At 61.9% G+C, this 22,021-nt stretch carries 20 protein-coding genes; 12 read left to right on the top strand and 8 right to left on the bottom strand.

Annotated features, from left to right (window positions below):
• Window positions 1–128: 128 nt before the first annotated feature.
• Window positions 129–1,868 carry a PQQ-dependent sugar dehydrogenase gene (locus OB905_08740; protein MCU4926072.1) on the top strand — a complete coding sequence of 580 codons (1,740 nt, stop codon included), beginning with the start codon at window positions 129–131 and terminating at the stop codon, window positions 1,866–1,868.
• A gap of 386 nt (window positions 1,869–2,254) precedes the next feature.
• On the opposite strand, the gene OB905_08735 is transcribed toward OB905_08740, so the two are convergent.
• A complete protein-coding gene (locus tag OB905_08735; protein ID MCU4926071.1) occupies window positions 2,255–3,559 on the bottom strand; it encodes a hypothetical protein in 1,305 nt (434 codons plus the stop codon).
• Between the two features lie 99 nt (window positions 3,560–3,658).
• The gene (locus tag OB905_08730; GenBank protein MCU4926070.1) at window positions 3,659–3,964 is read right to left on the bottom strand and encodes a hypothetical protein; all 306 of its coding nucleotides are present in this window, start codon (window positions 3,962–3,964) and stop codon (window positions 3,659–3,661) included.
• Between the two features lie 504 nt (window positions 3,965–4,468).
• Here OB905_08730 and OB905_08725 point away from each other — a divergent pair.
• Window positions 4,469–4,750: a hypothetical protein gene (locus tag OB905_08725; GenBank protein ID MCU4926069.1), complete on the top strand. Its 282-nt coding sequence runs from the start codon at window positions 4,469–4,471 to the stop codon at window positions 4,748–4,750.
• Between the two features lie 638 nt (window positions 4,751–5,388).
• Here OB905_08725 and OB905_08720 read toward each other — a convergent pair.
• Window positions 5,389–7,458, bottom strand: a complete 2,070-nt coding sequence (locus OB905_08720) for a helix-hairpin-helix domain-containing protein (protein MCU4926068.1) — start codon at window positions 7,456–7,458, stop codon at window positions 5,389–5,391.
• Window positions 7,459–7,579: 121 nt separating this feature from the next.
• On the opposite strand from OB905_08720, the gene OB905_08715 reads away from it, so the two are divergent.
• Window positions 7,580–8,101, top strand: a complete 522-nt coding sequence (locus OB905_08715; GenBank protein ID MCU4926067.1) for a hypothetical protein — start codon at window positions 7,580–7,582, stop codon at window positions 8,099–8,101.
• A gap of 64 nt (window positions 8,102–8,165) precedes the next feature.
• Window positions 8,166–8,390 carry a hypothetical protein gene (locus OB905_08710; protein MCU4926066.1) on the top strand — a complete coding sequence of 75 codons (225 nt, stop codon included), beginning with the start codon at window positions 8,166–8,168 and terminating at the stop codon, window positions 8,388–8,390.
• A gap of 137 nt (window positions 8,391–8,527) precedes the next feature.
• Here OB905_08710 and OB905_08705 read toward each other — a convergent pair whose 3' ends face one another.
• On the bottom strand, window positions 8,528–9,097 hold the full coding sequence (locus OB905_08705; GenBank protein MCU4926065.1) for a hypothetical protein: 570 nt from the start codon (window positions 9,095–9,097) through the stop codon (window positions 8,528–8,530).
• Window positions 9,098–9,242: 145 nt separating this feature from the next.
• On the opposite strand from OB905_08705, the gene larE reads away from it, so the two are divergent.
• From larE to hjc, 6 genes are all read left to right on the top strand, one after another.
• Window positions 9,243–10,082 carry an ATP-dependent sacrificial sulfur transferase LarE gene (larE, locus tag OB905_08700; protein MCU4926064.1) on the top strand — a complete coding sequence of 280 codons (840 nt, stop codon included), beginning with the start codon at window positions 9,243–9,245 and terminating at the stop codon, window positions 10,080–10,082.
• 45 nt (window positions 10,083–10,127) lie between these two features.
• Window positions 10,128–10,883: a hypothetical protein gene (locus tag OB905_08695; GenBank protein ID MCU4926063.1), complete on the top strand. Its 756-nt coding sequence runs from the start codon at window positions 10,128–10,130 to the stop codon at window positions 10,881–10,883.
• Window positions 10,884–11,176: 293 nt separating this feature from the next.
• Window positions 11,177–11,533, top strand: coding sequence for a hypothetical protein (locus tag OB905_08690; protein MCU4926062.1), 357 nt, complete (start codon window positions 11,177–11,179; stop codon window positions 11,531–11,533).
• 83 nt (window positions 11,534–11,616) lie between these two features.
• A complete protein-coding gene (locus tag OB905_08685; protein ID MCU4926061.1) occupies window positions 11,617–12,945 on the top strand; it encodes an adenosylhomocysteinase in 1,329 nt (442 codons plus the stop codon).
• 76 nt (window positions 12,946–13,021) lie between these two features.
• Window positions 13,022–13,843: a CPBP family intramembrane metalloprotease gene (locus OB905_08680; GenBank protein ID MCU4926060.1), complete on the top strand. Its 822-nt coding sequence runs from the start codon at window positions 13,022–13,024 to the stop codon at window positions 13,841–13,843.
• A gap of 84 nt (window positions 13,844–13,927) precedes the next feature.
• On the top strand, window positions 13,928–14,452 hold the full coding sequence (gene hjc / locus OB905_08675; protein ID MCU4926059.1) for a Holliday junction resolvase Hjc: 525 nt from the start codon (window positions 13,928–13,930) through the stop codon (window positions 14,450–14,452).
• 44 nt (window positions 14,453–14,496) lie between these two features.
• Here hjc and OB905_08670 read toward each other — a convergent pair whose 3' ends face one another.
• Window positions 14,497–14,643 (bottom strand): DUF1328 domain-containing protein, encoded by a 147-nt coding sequence (locus OB905_08670; GenBank protein MCU4926058.1) that lies wholly within the window; start codon window positions 14,641–14,643, stop codon window positions 14,497–14,499.
• 124 nt (window positions 14,644–14,767) lie between these two features.
• Complete coding sequence (locus OB905_08665) at window positions 14,768–15,946, bottom strand: aspartate kinase (GenBank protein MCU4926057.1); 1,179 nt, start codon at window positions 15,944–15,946, stop codon at window positions 14,768–14,770.
• Between the two features lie 218 nt (window positions 15,947–16,164).
• Between OB905_08665 and OB905_08660 the strand changes: the two genes are divergently transcribed.
• The gene (locus OB905_08660) at window positions 16,165–16,608 is read left to right on the top strand and encodes a hypothetical protein (GenBank protein ID MCU4926056.1); all 444 of its coding nucleotides are present in this window, start codon (window positions 16,165–16,167) and stop codon (window positions 16,606–16,608) included.
• 79 nt (window positions 16,609–16,687) lie between these two features.
• Here OB905_08660 and OB905_08655 read toward each other — a convergent pair whose 3' ends face one another.
• Window positions 16,688–18,352, bottom strand: coding sequence for a DNA-directed DNA polymerase II small subunit (locus tag OB905_08655; protein ID MCU4926055.1), 1,665 nt, complete (start codon window positions 18,350–18,352; stop codon window positions 16,688–16,690).
• A 150-nt stretch (window positions 18,353–18,502) separates the two neighbouring features.
• Here OB905_08655 and OB905_08650 point away from each other — a divergent pair, with 150 nt between their 5' ends.
• The gene (locus OB905_08650; GenBank protein MCU4926054.1) at window positions 18,503–19,597 is read left to right on the top strand and encodes a S26 family signal peptidase; all 1,095 of its coding nucleotides are present in this window, start codon (window positions 18,503–18,505) and stop codon (window positions 19,595–19,597) included.
• Window positions 19,598–19,785: 188 nt separating this feature from the next.
• Here OB905_08650 and OB905_08645 read toward each other — a convergent pair whose 3' ends face one another.
• Entirely contained in the window at window positions 19,786–21,600 is a 1,815-nt protein-coding gene (locus tag OB905_08645) for an ORC1-type DNA replication protein (GenBank protein ID MCU4926053.1), read from the bottom strand.
• Window positions 21,601–22,021: the final 421 nt, after the last annotated feature.

The following is a 22,021-nucleotide window of genomic DNA, read 5'->3' as shown; positions in this document are numbered from 1 at the left end:
CGTACAGACACTAGCGAAACAGATCGCGCTATGAGTTAGGGCGGCGTTCCCAAGTCAGGAGTTAAGATCATATAATTGGATGGGAGATCCGCCGTAACACACTTATTAGTTTATAGTAATATTATGGCATGACCGAACACGAGGGTAGCGAAAACGACAGAGCAACCGGTAAACGAAATCGGTTGCTCTGTCGTGTTGGTGGTTTAGGGGCGATCGGGTTGTCGGGCTGTCTCGACGGTACTGACGGTCCCGCAAGCGATACTGGAGATGATGGTGGAAACGGAGACGAGAACGGAAACGGCGAGGAAACCGGTGGGAACGGAGAGAAAACCAATGGGGTTGAGGAAACCTGGCACCGTGACCACGATCCTGCCTGGGGTGAGCCGGATCCCGACGCTGCCACCGACTGGGACAACTACGAGATCACCGAGCTGTTGGCGGTCGACAACCTGATGTCGATCGACATCTCGCCCGATGGACGAGTGTGGTATATCACACGAGGAGCTCCATTCGTGACGCTCGAACACGGAACGTCCGAAATTGGTTGGATCGACCCGGATACCGGCAACCACGAGATTGCGATCGAACTCGATGTGCAGGTAGGGGCACTTGAAGAACCTGACGAGCACGTTGAGGCGCGGGAACTCGGTGGACAGGCTATCGCGCTGGATCCCGATTTCGAGGACAACGGCTACGTCTACGTCTACTACACGCCGCCGGCCGACGAGCGCGATGACGTCCAAAGCCCCTACGCAGAGTGGTACGACGGCGAGGTCGACTTCGGGTACATGGTTGTCTCACAATTCGAGACGTTAAACGACCGGATCGATCCGACTTCGGAAGTGGAGCTTCTTCGCATTCACGAGCAACACGACTACTGCTGTCACCGCGGCGGGAACCTCCAGTTTGGGCCCGAGGGGCACCTCTATGTCACGACCGGTGACGACGCCAACGCCATTGGATCGACGTGGGGGCCACTCGATGATAGCGAAACAGCGCACCCGAACTTCGACGGTCGCCGTACGTCTGGCAACACAGCTGATTTGCGTGGGAAAGTCCTCCGGATCGTTCCCGAAAATGATGGGTACTCAATTCCAGAGGGGAACCTCAAGGAAGCCTGGGAAAGCGAGACGGGTGACTCATATACCGAAGCGGAGTTCCGACCGGAAATCTACGCGATGGGCTTTCGGAATCCGTTTATCATTTCAGTCGACGAGCACACCGCTTCGATCTTCGTCGGCGACTATGCCCCCGGCGGGGGCTGGGACACAGATATCGGTCCAGTTGGGCTGGCAACGTGGCACGCGATCTGCGAGCCGGCCAATGCCGGCTGGCCTTTTTTCAAGGGCTACTACCCCTACCGCCGCTGGGACTTCGAGAGCGACCAGCCCGGCCAACCCTACTGGCCCGACAACCTCCGGAATGACTCCCAGAACAACACCGGTATCGAGGACATCCCGAACGTCACGCCGGCGACCGTCTGGCAGGCTCAAGACTGGGACAGCTACGTCGAGGCGGCACCGTGGGTCGATATGCCCCAACCCGGAGAGGTGACCTGGCCGGGCGTCTCGGAGCTCGGCTCCGCGAACGCTGGGCCGGCCTACCGGTATTCAGAGGCGTTTAGCGAGGGGGCACTGGATCCCCACTTTGAGGGGAAACAGTTCCTCATGGCGCCATTTGCACCCGACAGCTGGGTCGGCTATCTCACCTACGAGGAGGACGGCACCGTCGAGGTCAACGAGTTCCTCCCCGATCACCCGTGGCAGGACCCGACCGAGATGAAGTACGGCCCCCAGGGGCGGCTGTTCATGATGGACTACTCAGATATCGGGAACGGTGGTATCCACATGATCGAGTACTATGAGTGATCTATGAACGAGTTCCCCCAGGCATCCTCTGAGCGCGCCGGTAGACGCTCAGTCGCCTGCTGTGGACAGTTAGTCAAATGTTCCATCAGAGTTAGCGACGTACCGAGTACTGCTTCCGTCCGGATCGTTGACTAACACTCCTTCGAAAACCCCGTGGGAAGCGATTATTCGAGCCTTTCTGATAGCGCTTCCTTTGCTCTGGTGACGGCTTCCCGGAGCCGAGGTGTCGGTTTCTCTGAGGACCCAAATTCGTTCGCCTGACTCGTCCGTTTCCGCCGTCACACTCAATATTCGGACGTTCGAGGGCAACAAGACAACGTGACCCAGCCGAATCACCAACGGAGCGAATGGATCCGAAAAGGTCGTGGAGGGGCCACACTACCGTCCTACTCGCCACCGTTGTGCCACCTAGCTGCGACCGTTGCAACACCGGCGCTGATTCCGGCGAGGGAGGCGACGATTCCGAATCCTGGTGTCTCATCGGCCGCCTCGTCACTTTCCTCGCCGTTCCTGTCGTCCGTTTCCGCGAGTGAGTCCGACGACTCCGAACCAGTCACGGAAATCGAGCCAGCCATCTCCGCTGAGTGGGAAGGGCACCGGTAGGCGTCGATCGTCTCGGTGGCCTCGAACGAGAGCGTCTGGTACTCCGCCTCGCGGTCACCGACGGGCGTTTCGGCGACGGTCACGTCGTTTGCCTCTTCGACGACGAGGCTGTGTGCCCCACCATCACCGTTGAGCCAGCCGATCGTATACTCCTCGCCAGCGTCGAGTTCGAGCGTCGGATTCAGTTCGTGCTGGAGGGAGTCGGGAGCGAGCCCCCGCCAGCCGTCCTCGTCGCTTTCGAGGACGATATCGCATGCCGCTTCCAGGTGTGCCAATCGCTGCGCTCTGAGGTCAGAACTGTCGACCTCGATTTCGCCCCGTGCTTGTGCCTGACCCGTCTCGGACGCGTAGGCGGCCATCTCGGTCGTCGCCTCGAACGCAACCTCCGTAACCTGTCCGTTATCGGTCATCGTCTGAACCGGAACGGCATCACCGGACGCGTCCTCGATTACGAAGTGATGGTCTTCGTCAACGTCGGACGTCAGAACGACACGGTACTCGGAGCCGGCGTCGAGTTCGAGCGTCGGGTTCTCGACGCTGTCTATTGCAGCCGGGGCAGTGCCGACCCAGCGATCGGATTGGAGCGTAAGGTGACGGAACCGAACGCGATCATTCTGGACGCCCGCCACATCGATAAATCCGCGCTGTCGAGACGGATTGACGGTCGAGTAGTACGAAAACAGTTCTTCGGTCGCTTCGAACACCAACTCCTGGGTCTCACCGGCGTCGTGAACGGAATCCGTCTGCATCAAGAACTCGTCCTGACTCGACGCCGTCTCGACGCTGTCGAGCGTAACGTCGTGCTCGCTGCCTTCGGGACTGACGGTGAAGATAATTCGATAAACGGATCCGGGTTCGAGTCGGAGCGTCGGGTTATCGGTTCCCGCCAACTCGGGCGGGTACGTACACGCCCACCGATCGATGTAGGCGTCGAACTCGAACGTTTGTTCGTACTCCTCCGTCTCGGGGCGGGATATGATACGCCGGTCGGGAGCTGCCGATAGCGAACCGGTCGGAAGGAGGGTCGCCTCTCCGGCCACCACCGCAGACTGTAGCAGAGACCGGCGTCGTATTTCCCGTAGAGTCATCGTTTGGATAGGTTCTCCGTCGAATAATTATATTTTTGTCTTCCTGTTGATATCATCGGGGACGGATATCGGAAGACGGTAAGTGGGTCGTGGTACGCGTTACTGGCCGTTCGGATGGTGCTCGATCCGGTAGATGTGAGAATCGGTGGTCGGACCGAATCCGCCGACACCGTATTCGATGACGTACAGATGTCCGTCGGGTCCGATCTCGGCCTTGAACGGGGATCCTAACTGGAGTTGCTCGGGGAGGAATCCGTGGACCGTCATCGCCTCGTCGGCGTCATCGTAGTTGGCGATGAGACTCCAGTTATCGTGGTAGTCCATGATCACGTGCTTGCCGTCGTAATACTCGGGAAGCGCCGTCTCCGCAAACTCCTCGTCGTGCCGATAGACGGGCCCTGTCATCGGTCCACCACTCCCGTCGGGGATTCCGGGCCACGGTATCGTCCCCTCACCCATCGGCGTCCTGTAGAAACCGCCGCCTGGAACTCGCTGTTTCGTCTGCTGTCGGTTCGTCATCGCTCATCTCAGTCGACGACATGCTACAGACAATAAACATGATCTGATGTATATGTTAGAGTGGTGACTCATTCAAACAGAGCGTAATTTCATTCAAGCCTATCAGTAAAAGTGGCAGAGAGGAGCATGTCGTCGTGAGCTGAGCAGAGTGCCAGAAGGGAGCTGTCAGAACCGGCGTTGAGAACTCGAGGAACCCCTCGTCGAGTGCAGACGGTATCACGAGAAGAATTACACACCTATAGTTGTAATTTATTGAGATCTGAATCAGCTTCAACCCCGCCGTCAGCATCCTGTACCGGACTCTACACAGGCCGCGGACGACGGACGAAAAGAAGGTAAGCACCGATGTGACAGGCAGCAAAAAATTCAAACTCATCTATCAGGCATCACATGATAATAGATGATTATATATCACGGCGAGAATTAATAACGGTCGCTGGTGGAACCGGTTCCATCGCTCTCCTCGCAGGCTATGCAGGCGACGATATCAGAAATGGTGAGGATGGTGGAAACGGTGACAATGAAAGGGGTGATGACGACGAAACGGAAATAACGACCGACGACGAGCAAACGCTCGGTGGCGTCGAACCAACCGCCGAAATGCGGTACTACGTCTGTGCTCCCGACCCCAACAATATGCGAGAGAATGTACACGTCGTTGAGAGCGAGTAACGGCCCCCATTCGCCAGATGGTGCGTCGATTTCGGTCAGTCTTTGGAGATGGAGAGATCGTTCTGTGGGGCGATGGGTCGAGTAGATCTTTGCCGTTCTGCTTCGAGGAGAGAGAACTACCAAATTTAAAATATTTTGTGCGTAAAGACACGAGAGTTATATGTAGTGCATAGATTTATTCTATCTCACGATCTGGTTTGAGGGATCGCCGCTCTCGAGACGAAAGAGAGGTGTCGGTAAGAAACGGGGAGCGTCAAAATAGGGTTTCAGCACAGTACCGGGATCAGAGTGAGTGCGTTATACTGGCTTCAGACGCACCATACACGCGTTAGAGAAGGCAGAAGAGGTATGCTGTCGTTCCTTGTTATCAGGAATTTGGAACACCATGTCGCCCCGCATAACTCACTCTGACTCCGATCTGGTTCTGGCTTCCAGCCAGATATGACAACCCCTGAGTAGTTGGAAAATAGCCACAACCACTACAATAATCAGAAATAATATTTGTGTACTGATCTGGTAGTTTTTCTCCAGATTGGAGCTGAGCGACACAGACAGTCGCCGTATCGGTTCCACAGGCGAACGTATAGACACAGAAAAGGAGGGAGTCGCTCGTCATTTCCGCCGGTGAGCGAGCTACGTCACTCGAACTTCGTTAGCAGGCGGTCGTAGAACGTGGCGTCGTGCTCGTCGTGTAACTTCTCGACGATGAGTTCGGGCGTCGAGCGCGCCAGCCGGTTTTTCACCGGCGACCGGTTGACCTCGAGCTCGCCGTCGACCAGCCCGACCGCCTCGATGCCGTCGACAGTGACGTCGACGGCGGTTTCCTCTCGAATCTCGCCTGCGAGGTGGGAGACGAAGACGGCGGTCGCGCCGTTCTCGGTCAGCGCCTCTAGGATGCCCGCGATGATCGTCGCGGAGGCACCCGGCTCGGTGATGCTCTCGAGTTCGTCGACGAGGACGAGCGCGCCAGAGCCGCCCGACGCGAGGTCGGCGAACTCTCGGATCGTCGACTCGAAGGCGCCCGCATCGAGAGTTCCCTGGGTCTTCGCGTGGTAGTGCAGCCCGTCGAATCGGCGCAGCCGGACCCGGTCCGCGGGCACGGGCAGCCCCATGTGCGCCAAAACGACGACGCTCGCGACCAGATCCAGCGTCGAGGTCTTCCCGCCGCTGTTGACCCCCGAGAGGAGAGCCACGCCGGAGACCTCGTAGTCGACGGGGTCGATTTCCTCGGGCGGTTCGGCGAGCAGCGGCGAGCGCCCGCCCTCGATAGCGAATCCCGTCGCGGAGAGGCCGCCGTCTGCCTGTGTCACGGCGGTCGCCGTCCGGTCACCGACATCTCCGTCGTTCCCCACCCCGTTATCTCCCTCCCCGTCGTCCCAGACGAACTCCGGCATCGTGCAGTCGAAATCGCGGGCGAAGCGGGAAATTGCGAGCTCCACGTCGAGTTCGAGCGCGTCGCGGACCAACGCCTCGGCTCCCTCTCGCCGGTCGGCCAGCTCCGCGGCCAGCTCGCGCTTGAGCCGGGCGGCCCGGCGCTCTTTGGCCGCCGTCAGCTCCTCGCGGAGCCGAGAGAGGGCACTCTCCTCGCGCTCGACTGGAAACGTCGGCTCGTCGTCGAAGACCCGGCGGGCGAGTTCGCTCTCGCCGGCGTCCAGATCGAGGGTGTCGATCAGGTGCTCGCGGGCAGCCCCGACGGCGGCAGCGTGCTCGTCGGCCAGCTCCCGGGAGAGTAACGAATCGACGCCCGCGCCGCGCTCGACCAGTGAGAGTAGGTCAGCGCCCTCGATGGTGACGTCCTGTTCGCGGATCGCCTCGCGTAGTCGGTCGTTGGCGACGCTCTCGGCCGCCGAGGCGGCCGCGTCCAGATCGTCGACGGCTACCGTCAGTCGGTCGAGTTCGTCGTCGCCCGCGACCGTCCCGTCCGCGTCGAGGCGAGAGAGCCCGTCTTCGAGCGCCGCGAGGTCACAAGGGGCGTCCATCGCTGCCGCGCGGTGGACGGCGACTGCGGCCCGGATGCGGTCGCGATTGCGCGCGAAAAAGGCCAGCGGGCGCTCCGGGACGATCTCGGCGGGATTCTCGAGAGCGTCGGGGCGCACCTGCACGTCGCCGTCGACGGCGATCCCGGCGAACTGCTCGTCTAAGGCGATCACCGTCGCGTACCCCCGAGCCAGTTCGGCCAGTCCCTGGGCGTCGTCGACGACCTCGACGGAGAGCTCGGGTACCGCCTCCCGAGCCTCGGCGTAGCGCTCGGCGTCCGCGGTGGCCAGACACCGCTCGCGAACCTGCACGTCGCCGGGCTCTTCGAGCGGTTCGAGGCCAGACAGCGCCTCGCGAACCGCAGGGTCTGGCTCGCGCTCGACGGCCCGTTCGGCGAACGCCCGGACCTCCTCGATCCGAGAGCGCCGCGCGCTCGGGTAGATCGTCTCGAGGCGCTGGGCCGCATAGCGGGTCACCGCCCGCTCCTGGCACAGCGAGAGGAGTTCGCGGTAGACCTCGCGGGCACGGTCGGTCGCGAGGAAGCCGCCGGGATCGTCGTGCTCGCTACGGATCGCACCGCGGGCGATCCGAGCGGCCCGTCCCTGGCTGATCCCCGGCGCCGCGGCGAGCGTCGCGACGTCGCCGGTCCGTAAGGCCCGTTCGGGGTCGTCGAGTGCCGACAGCGCGCGGGCGGTCTTCTCGCCGACGCCCGGAATCGCCTCGAGATCCATCGTCATCGACCGGCGTATCAGAGCGCGTGGAGAAAAATCCCTCGCCCCGACGATGGATCCGTCGACCCAATCCGGCGAGTGCACCCCCAACGAACTTCCTGATCGAAGCGGTACACCGCCTATGGGTCGCCTCTCACAGGCACGAAATGCAGCGGACGGCGGTCGATCGGGCGATGACGGGAGCGCGAGAGATGGGGCGGGTCGGGTGGCATACGCCCTGCTGGCAGCGCTCGGCGTCGTCGCAGTCGCGTATCTCCTGGGCCGCTGGCGACGCGATCAGTCGGACGACTCGATCGACGTTCCCGACGCGATCGAGCGAGCGGAGGAAGCCACGCTCGAGCAGGCACAGAAGATCCCGATCGGGAGTCCCGGGGAGGGCGACGAAGACGACGCGGAACCGGAAGGCGAGGACGGAGACGCGACGGAGAGTGCAAGATCGGAATCGACAGACGAGGCAGCACTCAGCGTCGATCTAAACGAGGACCGATCGGACGAAGAGATCGACGAGATGGCCGAGACGGACGCCCAGGAGACGCCCGCCGAGCCGGGAGCAGTACGAGTCGACGAGGAGGTCGCCGCCGAGGTCGCAGAGGGGGAGGGAGACGAATCGGCGTCAGACGACTCCACAGACGAGGAGGAGTAGCGGCTTCGCTGGCGCTTGCGCGCTCCGGGCGGGGCGTTTTACCGCTCGGACAGCGAGGGACCCCATGGTACTCAAGAAACTGCTCGGATCGCGGGCGACCCGGTCACTGACCGTGCTGTCGGTAGCCGCAGATGCCAAGCGGGCGATCAGCCGTGGAAACTACGCCCGGGCAGGACTGCTGTTCGCGGTCGGAATTGTCGCCTGGAAGTGGGCCCTACTCGGGATGGCAGCCCACGGCGTGTTGAAGTTCTTCCGCGGGGATCGGGCGCCCGAGACGCGGGCGAGCTAAGGGGAGGCGGGGAGACGCCAGTACCGGCACTTCCTGTCGACGAGAAGCGTCGTTTCAGTCGTCATAGCCGTGCATTCTCAGTCGTCGCCGTACCTTCTCAGTCGTCGCCGTACCTTCTCAGTCGTCGCCGTACCTTCTCAGTCGTCGTAGCCGTACTCCGTCGTCGGGTCGTCGACACCTTCGGTCCGCGAGCCGACCCAGGCGCCGAGAGCGATCCCGTAGACGAGGTGAGAGGCGTGAAACAGCGCGAGTTCGTCTGCGTCGAGGCGAACGTCGAGGACCTCCTCTAACATGATCTGGGAGCCAAACGCCGACAACACCATCCCGAACACCGACCCCCAGACCAGCCCGCGCTGTTCGGACTCGATCGAGCGCTCGGCCGACTGGAGCGCGAACAGGCCGCCGAAGGCTGCCCCCGCGCTGGTGCCGTAGAGCAGGTGCAAGAGCAAGCCAGCGAGAGGGTAGTCGTCGGGGTCGCCACCGCGAACGTACTGCGCCCAGAAGTCCGCCGACGGCGGGAGCGATCGCAGAATCGGTAGCCGGAACGCCGTCATGATGATCGTGGCGACGAACCCCGCCTGGATCCCGCGGGCGGACGCCGAGGCGGTGTGTTCCAGTCGGGAGGTGCCGTCTGGAGAGGTTTCGGTGGTGGATTCCGCAGATTCTGCCGTCGATCGAAACCGTCGGAGCTGATCGGATAGGGCCATCGTGGAAACAGGTACGACGGTCGGCGAGTTAACGGTCGGGCGCGCCTCTGCAACGCTCCGGGTAGCGAGAGGCCACTGTCCCCGATACCGTTCGAGGTGAAACAACGACAACGCCCTTTTGCCCGTCCGCAGCAAACGGAGGTCCATGACGACGGTGGAGGCAAAACTCGAGGCGGCCCGAGACTCGCTGGCGAGTCACGACGGTGCGTTGGTGGCGTTCTCCGGCGGGGTCGACTCGAGCGTCGTGGCCGCGCTGGCTGCCGACGCGCTCGGCGAGAACGCCGTGGCCTGTACCGCAGCCTCCGAGACGCTTCCCGAGGCCGAACTCGAGGACGCAAAGCGGGTCGCCGAGGAGATCGGCATCCGCCACGAGATCGTCTCCTTTTCGGAACTCGAGAGCGACGCGTTCGTCGAAAACGACGCAGACCGCTGTTATCACTGCCGAACGATGCGCTTAGGCGAGATGTTCGAAGCTGCCCGCGAGCTGGGGATCGAGACCGTCTGTGACGGCACCAACGCCGACGATCCGGGCGCAGGCCACCGGCCAGGCCTCCAGGCCGTCGACGAACTCGACGTCTACTCACCGCTGCTCGACCACGGCATCTCGAAGGCAGAGGTCCGCGAAATCGCCGATCGCTACGATCTCTCGGTGGCCGACAAGCCACAGATGGCCTGTCTCTCCTCGCGGATTCCGACGGGACTCGAGGTCACCGAGGAACGGCTGACGCGGGTCGAACGCGCCGAGGCGCTGCTGCGGCAGTGGGGCTTCGAGCAGTTCCGCGTGCGCGACCACGACGGTCTGGCTCGCATCGAGGTCGCCCCCGACGAACTCGAACGGGCGCTGGATCCGGCGTTCGCCGACGCTGCTCGTGAGGCCCTCTCGGAGATTGGCTTCGATCACGTCACACTCGATCTCCACGGCTATCAGACGGGAAGCGTCAGCCCCGGCGGCAAGGACGGAACGTCCGAGTCCGGACACCCGTAACTTGCAGGCACGGACGGCTTCTGGAGACCGGGAGTGCGCCGAGTCATGAGTCCATCCGTCACCGACGACGACATCGACAAGCTCGTCGAGACCGCCACTGGAGAGCCCGTCGGCACCGTCGCCGACGTCGAGGGAGAGACAGCGTACGTCGACCTCGATCCGGACGTCGCCGACTCGACGCGGGCCGCCCTGGACTGGGGGAATACGTCTGGGGGGATGGTGCCTCTCGCGAGCGCGTCGATCGCCGAGATCACCGCCGACGCGGTCCGACTCGGCGGCGAGTTCTCCGAGGAACACGACGAGATGGGGGAGATGGACGAGACCGAAACCGACGCCGAAGGGAGACGAGAGTTCCGGCAAGACGAGACCGACACTGAGCCAGAGGGCAAGACGACTAGTGGCACCGAGAGCCAGGCGGGAGCCGGACGGCAAGACGAAACCGATCCGGAGCCAGCTGATCTCGACGAGACGGACCCCGAGCTGGACGACTTCGACGGTAGCGATCCTGGAATCGAAGAGGAGACAGCGGACGCCGGGCTGACAGACGCCGCCAGCGAGATCGACGGCGATGGAGAGCGGCGTGCCGATCCGACGACGGACCCGCTCGAGGGGATCGGCGAGGGCGGTGCCACAGAGGATCCGGCGACGGAGTCGGGGACGCGCGAGGACGTCGACATCGACCCGAACGAGGTGATAGGCGAGTCCAACGCGGAGATCGACGCCGAGGAGGACGTCGGACAGCGGACGGAGAGCCGGGAGACAGACCGGGGTAGCGAGCGCGGCGAATCCACCGAGGAGTGAGAGACGTGGAGTGGCGGACGAAGGATAATCGACGCGGAGTGGCGGGCGAAGGATAATCGACGCGGAGTGGTGGATGAAAGATGATGGACGCGGCTGGGGTGGCGCACGCTCCAGCTGCAGTGTCCACGACGCCGAGTGAAGCATAGCCGATTTCTCCGGCAGTATCGATTCAATCGGCCAGAATATAACCAGATAGTGGGCAAAGAATGGCCGATTATCTCACGATGGTGGAGCTATTCGAGAATATTGCGTAAGACGATACGAAGGTAGCCGCTGCCCCGGTAGAAGTGGACATGAATATCGAGGTCCCACCGGACTGGAACGTAGAGGAGCGTCGGCAGTATACCCCCGCGGAGTCCGATCGGGAGCTCCAGTATCGAACCTATCGCCACGAATCCGGGGACTTGCGTCTCCGGATTGCTCCGGCATCGCTCGACGGCGACGACCACCCCGGCTACACGCTGACGGCAGTCAGCTATCCTGGGCTCGATATCTCGGAGACGACGACCGTCCGGAGCGTGCTAACCGTCGAGCGGTGTCTGAAACTGGGGCGCCGGTTCATGGCGCTGTTTTCGGCGAGCTACGACGGTCCCGGATCGCTCGAGGAGGCTGTCGAGTACGCCTACGACCGGACGAGAGAACACCGGTGAGAGACGCATCCGAATGGCGCCACCTCCCAACCAAACGCGTCGGTTCGGTAGCGTTTTCCCTCCGGTCCCACTCAGTTCACTCTATGACCGCGTACGCACCGATCAGCGAGCAGTTAGACGATATAGAAGAGGCTCGAGCCGAGGGCCGCCGGAAGATGGACTGGGCCGCCCAGCACATGCCGATTCTCGAGTCCGTCCGTGCTGAGTTCGTCGAGGACCAGCCCTTCGCGGGCGAGCGCATTGCGATGGCGATGCACGTGGAAGCGAAGACGGCGATTTTAGTCGAGACCCTCGCGGAGGGCGGCGCAGAGGTGGCCGTCACCGGCTGCAACCCGCTGTCGACCCACGACGACGTCTCGGCGGCGCTCGACGCCCACGAATCGATCACGAGCTACGCCAAACGCGGCGTCGACGACGAGGAGTACTACGACGCCATCGAGGCCGTCATCGCCCACGAACCCACCGTCACGGTCGACGACGGGATGGACCTCGTCGCCGCGATTCACGAGGACTACCCCGAACTGATCGACGGCATCATCGGGGGCGCCGAGGAGACCACGACCGGCGTTCACCGCCTGCGCGCGATGGACGAGGACGGCGCGCTCGAGTATCCGGTCTTCGCCGTCAACGACACGCCGATGAAGCGCCTGTTCGACAACGTTCACGGCACCGGCGAGTCCTCGCTTGCGAGCATCGCGATGACCACGAACCTCTCGTGGGCCGGCAAGAACGTGGTCGTCGCCGGCTTTGGTTACTGTGGCAAGGGCGTCGCCCGGAAGGCCTCGGGCCAGAACGCGAACGTCATCGTCACCGAGGTCGAGCCCCGACGTGCGCTCGAGGCCCACATGGAAGGCTACGATGTCATGCCGATGGCCGAGGCAGCCGAAGTAGGCGACGTCTTCCTCACCACGACCGGGAACCGTGACGTCATCGTCCGCGAGCACTTCGAGAAGATGCAAGACGGGGTCCTGCTCGCCAACGCGGGCCACTTCGACATCGAGATTGATCTCGACGCGTTGGGCGAGCTCGCGGTCGACCGCTACGAAGCGCGAGACGGTGTCGAGGCCTACGAGATGGGAGACGGCCGCCGACTCAACGTCGTCGCGGAGGGACGGCTCGTCAACCTCGCCGCGCCCATTTCGCTGGGCCATCCTGTCGAGGTCATGGACCAGTCATTCGGTGTGCAAGCCGCCTGTGTGCGCGAGTTAGTCGAGAGTGCGGAGCCACGCTCCGCAGATGTGAGCGGCGACGAGCCGCGAACAAGCGACGCCTACGAGGCCGGCGTTCACGACGTGCCCGACGAGTTAGATCAGGAGATCGCCGAGATCAAACTCGAGGCCGAAGGCGTCGAGTTCGATGCGCTGACCGACACCCAGCGAGACTACATGGGGAGCTGGGACCACGGAACGTGAACCGGTAGGTCGCACCACGACACGGAGTTGCGAGCGAGAGAGGAACGCCCAAGGCCTCACGGACATACGAGCCAATATGGAAGACCAATCGACGAGTGCAGTCGAAACCGTCCGCGGTCGTCCCCTCCGCGCGGTTCTCGTCGCGTTCGGGCTCACGCTCTTTGGGATCCTCACCGCTGAACTGTTCACGCTGCCCGCGTTCCTCTACGAGCCGATGCTTATCGACGAACCCGGCCAGACGTCACTCGGGGTTCGGACGGCGTTTTTCGTGTTGAACTTCGTCGGAATGGCCGCTGCGGGAGCGATCTATCTGGCCTATACGAACCGAGGCTGGGACTACGTCGATCTCTCGGTGCCCGATAAGCGTGGCTGGGTGTACGCACTCGGGGGCACCGTCGCCGTCATCGCCTTTTACGTCCTGACGAACATCGTAGTCACACTACTCGACGCGCCGGTTGCCAGCTCGGGCATCACGGAGTACATCGGCGGCGACGAGGCGATGATACTCATCCTGATCGCGATCGCGTTTCTCTTCAACTCGCCGGCCGAGGAGTTCCTCTTTCGAAACGTCATCCAGAAACGCCTCTACGACGCCTTCGATCGGACGACGGCCGTCGTCGTCGCGAGCGCGATCTTCTCGCTGGTTCACTTCCCCGTCTACGCCCTGCTGGCGGAGTCGACGGTCGCCGTCGTGATCCCACTCATCGTCCTCTTCTTCGGCGGGCTCGTGATGGGATACGCCTACGTCGTAACCGAGAACCTCGTCGTCCCGATCATCATCCACGCCGTCTACAACGCGTTCAACTGGGCGCTGCTGTACGTCGCGATGATCTACGGGTTCGAGGAGGGTGAAGAGATGGCGGGTGCGGTCGTCGACGTGTTGGTCGTCCTGGGGTGAGTTCGAGACGATACGTCGCGCTGGAGCGGCCGCGACCGGGTCACCTCCGGCCCGTTTATGTATTCGCGTCGGTGAGATAGGAGCATGTCTCAGGCGAAGGGTGACCGCCGCGAGCGGGAACTCGTGAACCTCCTCGACGACTCGGGATTCGCGGTGATGCGCGCGCCGGCAAGCGGCGCCGCCACGGAACGCGAACTTCCCGACGTCCTGGCTGGCGACGGCGAGCGATTCTACGCCATCGAAGCGAAGTCGAGTTCGGGGAAGCCGATCTACCTGACCGGCGAGGAAGTCGAGGCGTTGATCTACTTCGCACAGAACTTCGGCGCGAAGCCCCGCATCGGCGTCCGATTCGACCGCGAAGACTGGTACTTCTTCCACCCGGGCGATCTGCACGTCACCGACGGCGGGAACTACCGGGTGAAAAAGGAGACCGCTATCGCCGAGGGAACCGACGTCGCGGAGTTCGTCGGCGACTCGACGAAGGTGACGCTCGCGGAGGCCGCCGACAACGACGACGGCTCCGAGCCGAATCCGGAGGTCGTCCGCATCCTCACGGCCGTCTCACAGGGTGTGATGGACGTCGAAGAGGGTGCAGCGCTGCTGGAGTGACCGAAGCTGCTAGTGCGTGTCGCTGGATGACAGCCGGGGACTCACTACAGCAACATCGAGAGGACCGCCAGCAGCAAGAACAGCCCCACGATCCACTTCGCGGCGGCCATCGTAACGCCAGCGACGCCGGTCGCACCGAACGCGGCGGCGATGATTGCGATGATGAAGAACGCGAGTGCAAGTTCTAGCATGGTTCGATCGAGGCGACGGCGACAAAAAGGGGTTGAGCCTGAATGCGCCGAACGAATCTAGTAGGGAGTCGTTACCGAGAGAGTGGCCAGCTCTGGCAGAGTCGATATGAGTAACGAAGCGGTCTCAGAACAGGTCCTGCGTGAGCTCGAGGGTCTTCTCGCGGTCTTCCCAGTCGACGAACAGCGCGACGGAGGTGGCGCTGGTGATGATGTCCTGGAGGTTGATTCGGGCGTCGGCGATCGGGTTGACGATCTCGCTGACGATACCCGGCTGATTTGGGAGCTCGCCGCCGGTGACGCGGATCGCCGCAATCGGGGAGTCGACGGTGACACTCGAGAGTGTATCGCTCGTGACGACCTCGCGGTGGAGGATGTTCTCGGCGCGCTCGGCCTCGTCCTCGTCGATGTAGAAGGTGACGGTGTCTGCGCCGCTGGCGACGGCGTCGATGTTGACCTCGTTATCACCTAAGGCGTCCGCAAGCGACTGAAAGATGCCCGACTGGTTGCGAATCGCCCGTCCCGCGACAGTCAGACAGGCAAGTGGCTGTTCGCGCAGATCGACGAGACTCTCGAACTGACCCTCGATGCTCGTCCCACCGGAGAGAAGATCACCGTGCTGGTAGTGGACGACGCGGACGTCGAGACCCCGGTCTTTGTACGATAGCGCGGAGGGAGCGACGACCTCAGCGCCGCGGAACGAGAGATTTCGCAGCTCGTCGACGGATATCTCGCCGACGTTTCGGGCGCCCTCGACGACGTTCGGGTCGCCGGTCATGACGCCTTCGACGTCGGTGACGATGACGACCTCGTCGGCTTCCATGTAGTTGCCGAGCATGACGGCCGTGGTGTCACTACCTCCGCGACCGAGGGTGGTAACCGAGCCGTCGATTCCTTCGGCGAGGAAGCCGGTGATGACGGGAACGACGCCGTCTAACTTGGCAGCGAGCTCAGTCGCGCGCTCGCGCGTTCGCTCGACGTCGACCTCGCCGTGCTCGTCGGTGATAACCGGCCAGTACTCGCTGCCGGGCTCCAAGAACATCGCGTCGATGCCCCGCGAGGAGAGAGCGGCTTTAAGCATGCGGACCGAGGTCCGCTCGCCCATGCTCACGATCTGTGCGCGGTCCTGATCGCTGGTGTCGAAGGTGATCTCGTCGAGAAGATCGTCGGTCGTCGACCCCATCGCGCTGGCGACGACGGCGATCTCGTGGCCGTCCTCGACGGCCGCAGCGACGGAATCGGCGGCGCGGTTGATCCGATCGCCGCTGCCGAGGCTCGTACCGCCGAACTTGGCTAGAACGCGCATACGAACACCCCATCCTGAGAGACGGTGTGAGTGATGGTCATGTGCCACTCCTTTACCAGAGGGGGCAGATAACTGTGTCCCATCGCAGGCGTAACTGTTCGTCATCCAAGTCGATCCAGCTGGATATTCAGTTACTCGAGACAGTCACACCGACTTGGGTTGGTCTACCTGTCTCCGCGGGCGGGATTTATGTTCGTGCACATCATTACCACGGGACGATGAACGTACGGGACGCGCTCGAGGCCGACGCCGACGCCATCGCGGCGATCGCCAACTCGCCGACCGACGTGATGCGAAACCTCGTCCACGATCGGACAGTGCGGATCGCCGAAGACGGCGTTCGAGATCCGAACGCGGACGTCTCGGGCAGCGAACCCCGATACGGCGGCTCGCAACCGGAAGACATTCTGGGCTTCGTGAGCTTCGACGCGAGGGGTGACACCGTCCACATCACGCAGATCGGCGGCACCGATCAGGCGTGCCAGCGCCTGCTCGCCGAGCCGGTCCGGTTCGCAGAGAGCGAGGGAATGAGCGTCGAACTCCTCGTCTCGCCCGACAACGAGGCGGTCAGTACTGCAGTAGAGCAGTTGGGCTTTCGACACTGCGGAAGCGGGCCACAGTTCGACGGCTCCCAGACCGAGAAGTTTCGACTGGAACCGTAGCACAGTGTGTAGACAGCGAGCGGCTGGGGGAGCGACACGGACTCAACGAAGGGGGACGGCTCGACCACGTGACGCGGGCTCAGCTGAACTTCTGGACCGTCACGTCTAACGTATCGAGGTCGACGATCGGGGCGAACCCGGAGTCGGGGTCGATGTTGACGCTGCGCTGGAAGTCCGTCTGGGCCTGCCAGCAGCCGGAGTTGATCGCGAGGACGTTGTGGTACTTGCCGAAGCCGAGCTTGTGGACGTGGCCCGTATGGAAGATGTCGGGCACCTCGTCGATGGTGAGGTAGTCTTTCTCCTCGGGGGCGAGGCGAGTGTGGCCGCCGAACTGCGGGGCGACGTGGCGCTTCTTTAACAGCTGGTACATCGCCTTGTGGGGATCGTCGTAACTCGCCTTCTCTTCGGGTAGTTCGGCGATTACCTCGTCCAGCGAGACGCCGTGGTACATGAGCACGGTGACACCCTCGATCGTGACCGTCGACGGATTGCTGACGATGCGGGCGTCGTGGGCCGACATGATCTCTCGGAGCTCCTCGGAGAATCCGGGCTGCGGTTCGGCGAGTCGGACCGCGTCGTGATTGCCCGGGATCATGACGATCTCCATGTCACCGGGAACAGACTTCAGGTGCTCGCTGAACGCCGCGTACTGGTCGTAGATGTCGACGACGTCGAGTTCTTCGTCCTGGTTTGGGTAGACGCCGACGCCCTCAACCATGTCGCCGGCGATCAACAGGTACTCGACGTGTTGGGCCGCGGGCGTGTGGAGCCAGTCTGTAAAGCGGTTCCAGGCGTCTTCCATGAACTCCTGGCTGCCGACGTGGACGTCGCTGATGAGCGCCGCCTGTACGTGGCGGTCCGCCGTCGACGGCTCGTGGGTGCGGGGGACGTCCGGGAAGTACATCGAGTCGACGAACGCGATCCCGGCGTCGTCGGCGAGCGTCCCCTCCATCGCGATCACCTCGTCGTAGAGTAGTTCGTCGACGAGGTCGACGTACTCGCGGTCTTTCATCACCAGCCAGGGGAAGGTTCCGGACGCATCCTCCAGTTCGATCAGCCAGTGGCCGCTGGCGGTCGACCGGACGTCGTTGACCAGCCCGACCATCGCGGCCTCGCTGCCACCAGGCATGCTCCCAATTGCGCTCGCAGGGCGGTGATTGACCCGACCGCGGAGCTTCGACCCCAGCCGCTCGAGCCGGTCCCGAAAGACGGCGACGAAATCCGAGTACTCGCCCGTGCCAGTGCTCTCACCGGTCATGTCGCCCGCGATGTCGAGCGAGCGAAGCGCCGGATCTTGCGCTCGGTCGAATCGGTCCTCATCGACAGACGTCCGCGCTTGTTGAGACTCAGACGTCCGCGCTTGCTGAGACTCAGTTGACGCAGTCTCTTCAGCAGGCGCATGACTGGATGGTGTGTCTCCAACAGGAGCGTCTGCAGTAGTGAGAGCGTCCGAAGGAGACCCCTTCGTTTCGACTGGACTATCAGTTTCAGTCGTGTGATTTGTTCCCGTATCGGATGCAGATGAAACGGTGGTCGATTTGTCGGCTGCTGGTTCAGAATCGAGGGTCGATCGAACGTGGTGTTGAGTGATTACGAGCGTATCGTCGGAAAGATCGTCGACGACGCGTTCGAGGGTCGCCGCTGGATCGTCAGCGGTCGCTATAAGTGTGACCGCCTCCCGCTCGGCGTTGTATCCACGGGTGGTGAGCTCGCGAACGATCCGGGTGTGGCCCTCGAGTGGCACACTCATCGTATGCGAGGTCAGAGAGAAAAGGATAGCGAATCGACCGATGCCGGCGACACACCACAGCGGGGCTTCGACAGCCGGCCGGTCCCGAACAGCAGACGCCACCGAGCAGAAGGTTGATTGCGTCCCTTAGCAAAGTGGAGGGAAATGGGAGCTCCCGGCCCGGACGACGACGAGCGCGATCCGGAACCACACGTCCCTCCGTCTCGCGCGAGTGATAGTTCTGACGACGAGGTGACAGAGGGGCCAGACAATGAGGTGACGGACGAACGAACCACAGACGGGAAATCCGAGCGCTTACCGGACGACGCTCGGCGAACGACCACGAGCGATCGACAGCCATCCGCGGATAGATCAGGACCAGAGACTAACGGACGATCCCAGGGTGAAAGGGGTCCTGCTTCGAGCGGCCGGGCACGACCGTCGGACGACCGCGTCACAATCGAAGACGACGGCGTGTTGCGGTGGTTCTTCCGAAGCGAAGAGGGAACGGTCGTCGTCGTCAGGGACGTGCTCACAAGCGTCGCCATCGTGGCCGTAATCGGGCTCGTACTGTTCGGAATCAGCGGCGTATGGCCACCGCTTGTCGCGATCGAAAGCGGAAGTATGGAGCCGAACATGCACCGCGGAGATATGGTCTTCGTCGCCGACGAAGAGCGATTCGTCGGCGACGAGCCGGCTGCAGGAACGGGTATCGTCCCGCTCGCGGACGCGAACGATCACAATCAGTTCGGGAAAGACGGTGACGTGGTCATCTTCAGACCCGGCGGAGACGGCAACCCGGTGATACACCGGGCACATTACTGGGTCGAAGAGGGGGACAACTGGATCGACGAGCAGGCGAACCCCGATTACCTCGGGGACGCAACGTGTGATCAGGTGACGACCTGTCCGGCTCCGTACGACGGATTCGTGACGAAGGGTGATGCGAACCGCGGCTACGATCAGGTTGGCTTCGGAACGGACAGTGGTATCGTCAGGCCGGAGTGGGTCACCGGGAAAGCGATGGTGAGAGTCCCGTATCTCGGATACGTCCGGCTCATGTTCGACGAACTGCTGCTCACCGGCAGCGTATTCGGCGGCATCGGTGAGAGCTTGCTCGAACAGGATCGACTGTGGAACGGGGCGACAGAGCCGTTCCTCGGTGGAGAAGCCGTACACGTTGTCGGTAGTGGGATTGCGTCGGTTGGAACGGCGAGTGTCGCAGGTGCGACGACGGTCGCAGTCGGACAACGGGGTTGAATACTCCGGTACTACTCCGTCGAATACAGCCCGACTGCAGCTGTCTATTTCGACTGCAGCAACAAATTGTGACGACAGTAACAGAGTTTGACTGCACAGCAGCGTTCGACTGCAGCGGTATAGTTCAGCGGCTCCGATCACAGGTCACCGACGACTGGTTCCTGTCGCCGACTAGCCGTTAGAAAGTCTTAGTTCTCGAACCGTGCCTGTACAAACGGCTGAACGTCGTCGATGTCGCTGAGTCGGGAGTCAGAGATCAATACGGCCTCGGTGTCCTCCAGGGGGACCGAGAGGCTGATCTCCTTTGTTCGGCCGTAGCGGCCCTTCGAGACGACGACCGCGTTGACGATGCCGAGCATGTCAAGTTCGCTGATGAGGTCGGTGACGCGTCGCTGGGTGAGGACGTCGGCGTTGATCTCCTCACAGAGGCGCTTGTAAATGTTGAACACCTCGCCGGTATTGATGCTGTGAACGCCGTTTTTCTCGAGGAGGATGATCGCGAAGAGGACGAGTTTGCTCTGTGTCGGAAGCGTCCGGACGACCTCGACGACGCGGTCGAGTTCGATCTTGTCCTGTGCCTGTCTGACGTGTTCCTCGACAACCGTCTCGGACTGGGAGCGTTCGGCGAGTTCGCCTGCTGTTCGCAGGAGGTCGAGCGCTCGGCGGGCGTCGCCGTGCTCTTGGGCGGCGAACGCCGCACAGAGTGGAATAACATCGTCCGAGAGGGCACCCTGTTTGAACGATACCTCCGACCGGTGTTGCAAGATGTCCCGTAGCTGGTTCGCGTCGTAGGGGGGGAAGACGATTTCCTCCTCGCCGAGGCTCGATTTGACACGCGGATCGAGAAAGTCGGTGAACTTCAGGTCGTTCGAGATACCGATGATCGACACCCGCGAGTTCTCGAGTTCGGAGTTCATCCGAGAGAGGTTATACAGTGTATCGTCACCGCTTTTTTCGACGAGTTTGTCGATCTCGTCTAACATGATAACGACGACACGCTCCGAGTAGTCGACGGCGTCGAAAAAGACGCTGTAGACGCGATCGGTCGGCCACCCGGTCATCGGCACCTCCTCGAACGAGTCCCGGTCGGCTTCGAGTTCGTCGATTCGAGCCTCAACGTCCTCGCGTGAATCGAACGGCGTTGAGGCAAGCGGATGTGTGAGATCGGAGCCCGAGCTATCAGGAGAATTTTCTGCCCTCTCAACCCCCTCAGTTTCTACTGGGGAGCCCCCATAATTAGCCGATCTGTCGTCTTTCGAAGGAGATTCGTCTGCATTAGAAGTAGTGGATTGTGTTGCAGATTCGTTGAATTCGAAGCCGGTCTCGTCGGCCCCAGTTTCCCCGGGAGTACCAGTACCCTCAGTGCCTCGATCCGATGGTTCCCCGTCGTGAGACGGTTCAGACGAACCAGCCGAATGAGGTGAATCGAGGTCGCCAGAGAGAGGTGTCTCTGCGTCGGACGTATCGGCTGCGTCAGAGGGTAACGAGTCAATTTCGTCGAGGTGCGATTCGAGTTCAGCAATACGGTCCGTAATTCGGCGCTCGTTCTCCTCGATGAACTTGTTAGCAAGCTGAGCGAGGACGCGGTACTGGGTGTCTGTCACCTCACAGTTGATGTACTCGACGTCACAGGGGACGCTGTACTTCGAGGACGTGCTCTCGAGTTCCTTCGAGACGAACTTTGCACTCGCAGTCTTGCCGGTCCCGGTCTTCCCGTAGATGAGAATATTCGAGGGTGTTTCACCTCGAAGTGCAGCGACAAGGATCGTCGCCATTTTGTTGATCTGATTATTTCGATGGGGGAGCTCGTGAGGTGTGTACGACGGTCTAAGGACTTCCTTGTTCTCGAAGATGGGTTCGCCGCTGAGTAGATCGTCGAACAACCCTTGGTTCGATTCCTCCTCTGTGATACCAGATCCGACGAGATCTGTCGAGAACCCGTGTGGTCCGTCCGGTTCAGCGTCTCGACCCGAACCCGTCGTCTGTGAGTTTTCGTCAGACATACGTCGTACAGATACCCCCTCATTTCACCTGGAACGCAGACACCAAACGGCCAATTTCGGCGGTTTCATGGCCAGCGGCACCGGTCCGAGATTGGAGTGTCGATTCCAGAGTCCAGTTGATGCAAACGAACCAGAGGAATACCTAGGTCTTAAATTCTTCTCTTCTCGCTACACGATTTCGACCCGAAAAGGAGGGTGGGTTCCATCGTAGTATGTGCTGTGGGTGCATAATCATAATTCGGTCGCTACTACTAGGTTGATAGAAGTTGGTCTGTGCAGTCGAGGTTTAGTGTTTGCAGTTGAAGCGAGGTTTAGTGTTTGCAGTTGAAGTTTAGTTATAGTTCTTATTCTAGTTCACCCTGCGCGTAGCGCGTACGGCATGCGAGTGGCGCCACCACACGGCCACGGAACCGCACACACG

The sequence above is a fragment of the Halobacteria archaeon AArc-dxtr1 genome (assembly GCA_025517425.1).
GTDB lineage: Archaea > Halobacteriota > Halobacteria > Halobacteriales > Natrialbaceae > Halostagnicola.
The sequence above is the reverse complement of the archived record's forward strand: the minus strand, read 5'-3'. Positions and strand labels throughout refer to the sequence as shown.

Excerpts from the sequence above, each read along its gene's own strand:
- hjc (MCU4926059.1), top strand. The coding sequence starts at position 13,928 with ATGTCTCAGGCGAAGGGTGACCGCCGCGAGCGGGAACTCGTGAACCTC.
- OB905_08645 (MCU4926053.1), bottom strand. The coding sequence starts at position 21,600 with ATGTCTGACGAAAACTCACAGACGACGGGTTCGGGTCGAGACGCTGAA.
- OB905_08735 (MCU4926071.1), bottom strand. The coding sequence starts at position 3,559 with ATGACTCTACGGGAAATACGACGCCGGTCTCTGCTACAGTCTGCGGTG.
- OB905_08685 (MCU4926061.1), top strand. The coding sequence starts at position 11,617 with ATGACCGCGTACGCACCGATCAGCGAGCAGTTAGACGATATAGAAGAG.
- OB905_08660 (MCU4926056.1), top strand. The coding sequence starts at position 16,165 with ATGAACGTACGGGACGCGCTCGAGGCCGACGCCGACGCCATCGCGGCG.
- OB905_08730 (MCU4926070.1), bottom strand. The coding sequence starts at position 3,964 with ATGACAGGGCCCGTCTATCGGCACGACGAGGAGTTTGCGGAGACGGCG.
- OB905_08740 (MCU4926072.1), top strand. The coding sequence starts at position 129 with ATGACCGAACACGAGGGTAGCGAAAACGACAGAGCAACCGGTAAACGA.
- OB905_08665 (MCU4926057.1), bottom strand. The coding sequence starts at position 15,946 with ATGCGCGTTCTAGCCAAGTTCGGCGGTACGAGCCTCGGCAGCGGCGAT.
- OB905_08680 (MCU4926060.1), top strand. The coding sequence starts at position 13,022 with ATGGAAGACCAATCGACGAGTGCAGTCGAAACCGTCCGCGGTCGTCCC.
- larE (MCU4926064.1), top strand. The coding sequence starts at position 9,243 with ATGACGACGGTGGAGGCAAAACTCGAGGCGGCCCGAGACTCGCTGGCG.
- OB905_08715 (MCU4926067.1), top strand. The coding sequence starts at position 7,580 with ATGGGTCGCCTCTCACAGGCACGAAATGCAGCGGACGGCGGTCGATCG.
- OB905_08690 (MCU4926062.1), top strand. The coding sequence starts at position 11,177 with ATGAATATCGAGGTCCCACCGGACTGGAACGTAGAGGAGCGTCGGCAG.
- OB905_08695 (MCU4926063.1), top strand. The coding sequence starts at position 10,128 with ATGAGTCCATCCGTCACCGACGACGACATCGACAAGCTCGTCGAGACC.
- OB905_08705 (MCU4926065.1), bottom strand. The coding sequence starts at position 9,097 with ATGGCCCTATCCGATCAGCTCCGACGGTTTCGATCGACGGCAGAATCT.
- OB905_08720 (MCU4926068.1), bottom strand. The coding sequence starts at position 7,458 with ATGGATCTCGAGGCGATTCCGGGCGTCGGCGAGAAGACCGCCCGCGCG.
- OB905_08650 (MCU4926054.1), top strand. The coding sequence starts at position 18,503 with ATGGGAGCTCCCGGCCCGGACGACGACGAGCGCGATCCGGAACCACAC.
- OB905_08670 (MCU4926058.1), bottom strand. The coding sequence starts at position 14,643 with ATGCTAGAACTTGCACTCGCGTTCTTCATCATCGCAATCATCGCCGCC.
- OB905_08710 (MCU4926066.1), top strand. The coding sequence starts at position 8,166 with ATGGTACTCAAGAAACTGCTCGGATCGCGGGCGACCCGGTCACTGACC.
- OB905_08725 (MCU4926069.1), top strand. The coding sequence starts at position 4,469 with ATGATAATAGATGATTATATATCACGGCGAGAATTAATAACGGTCGCT.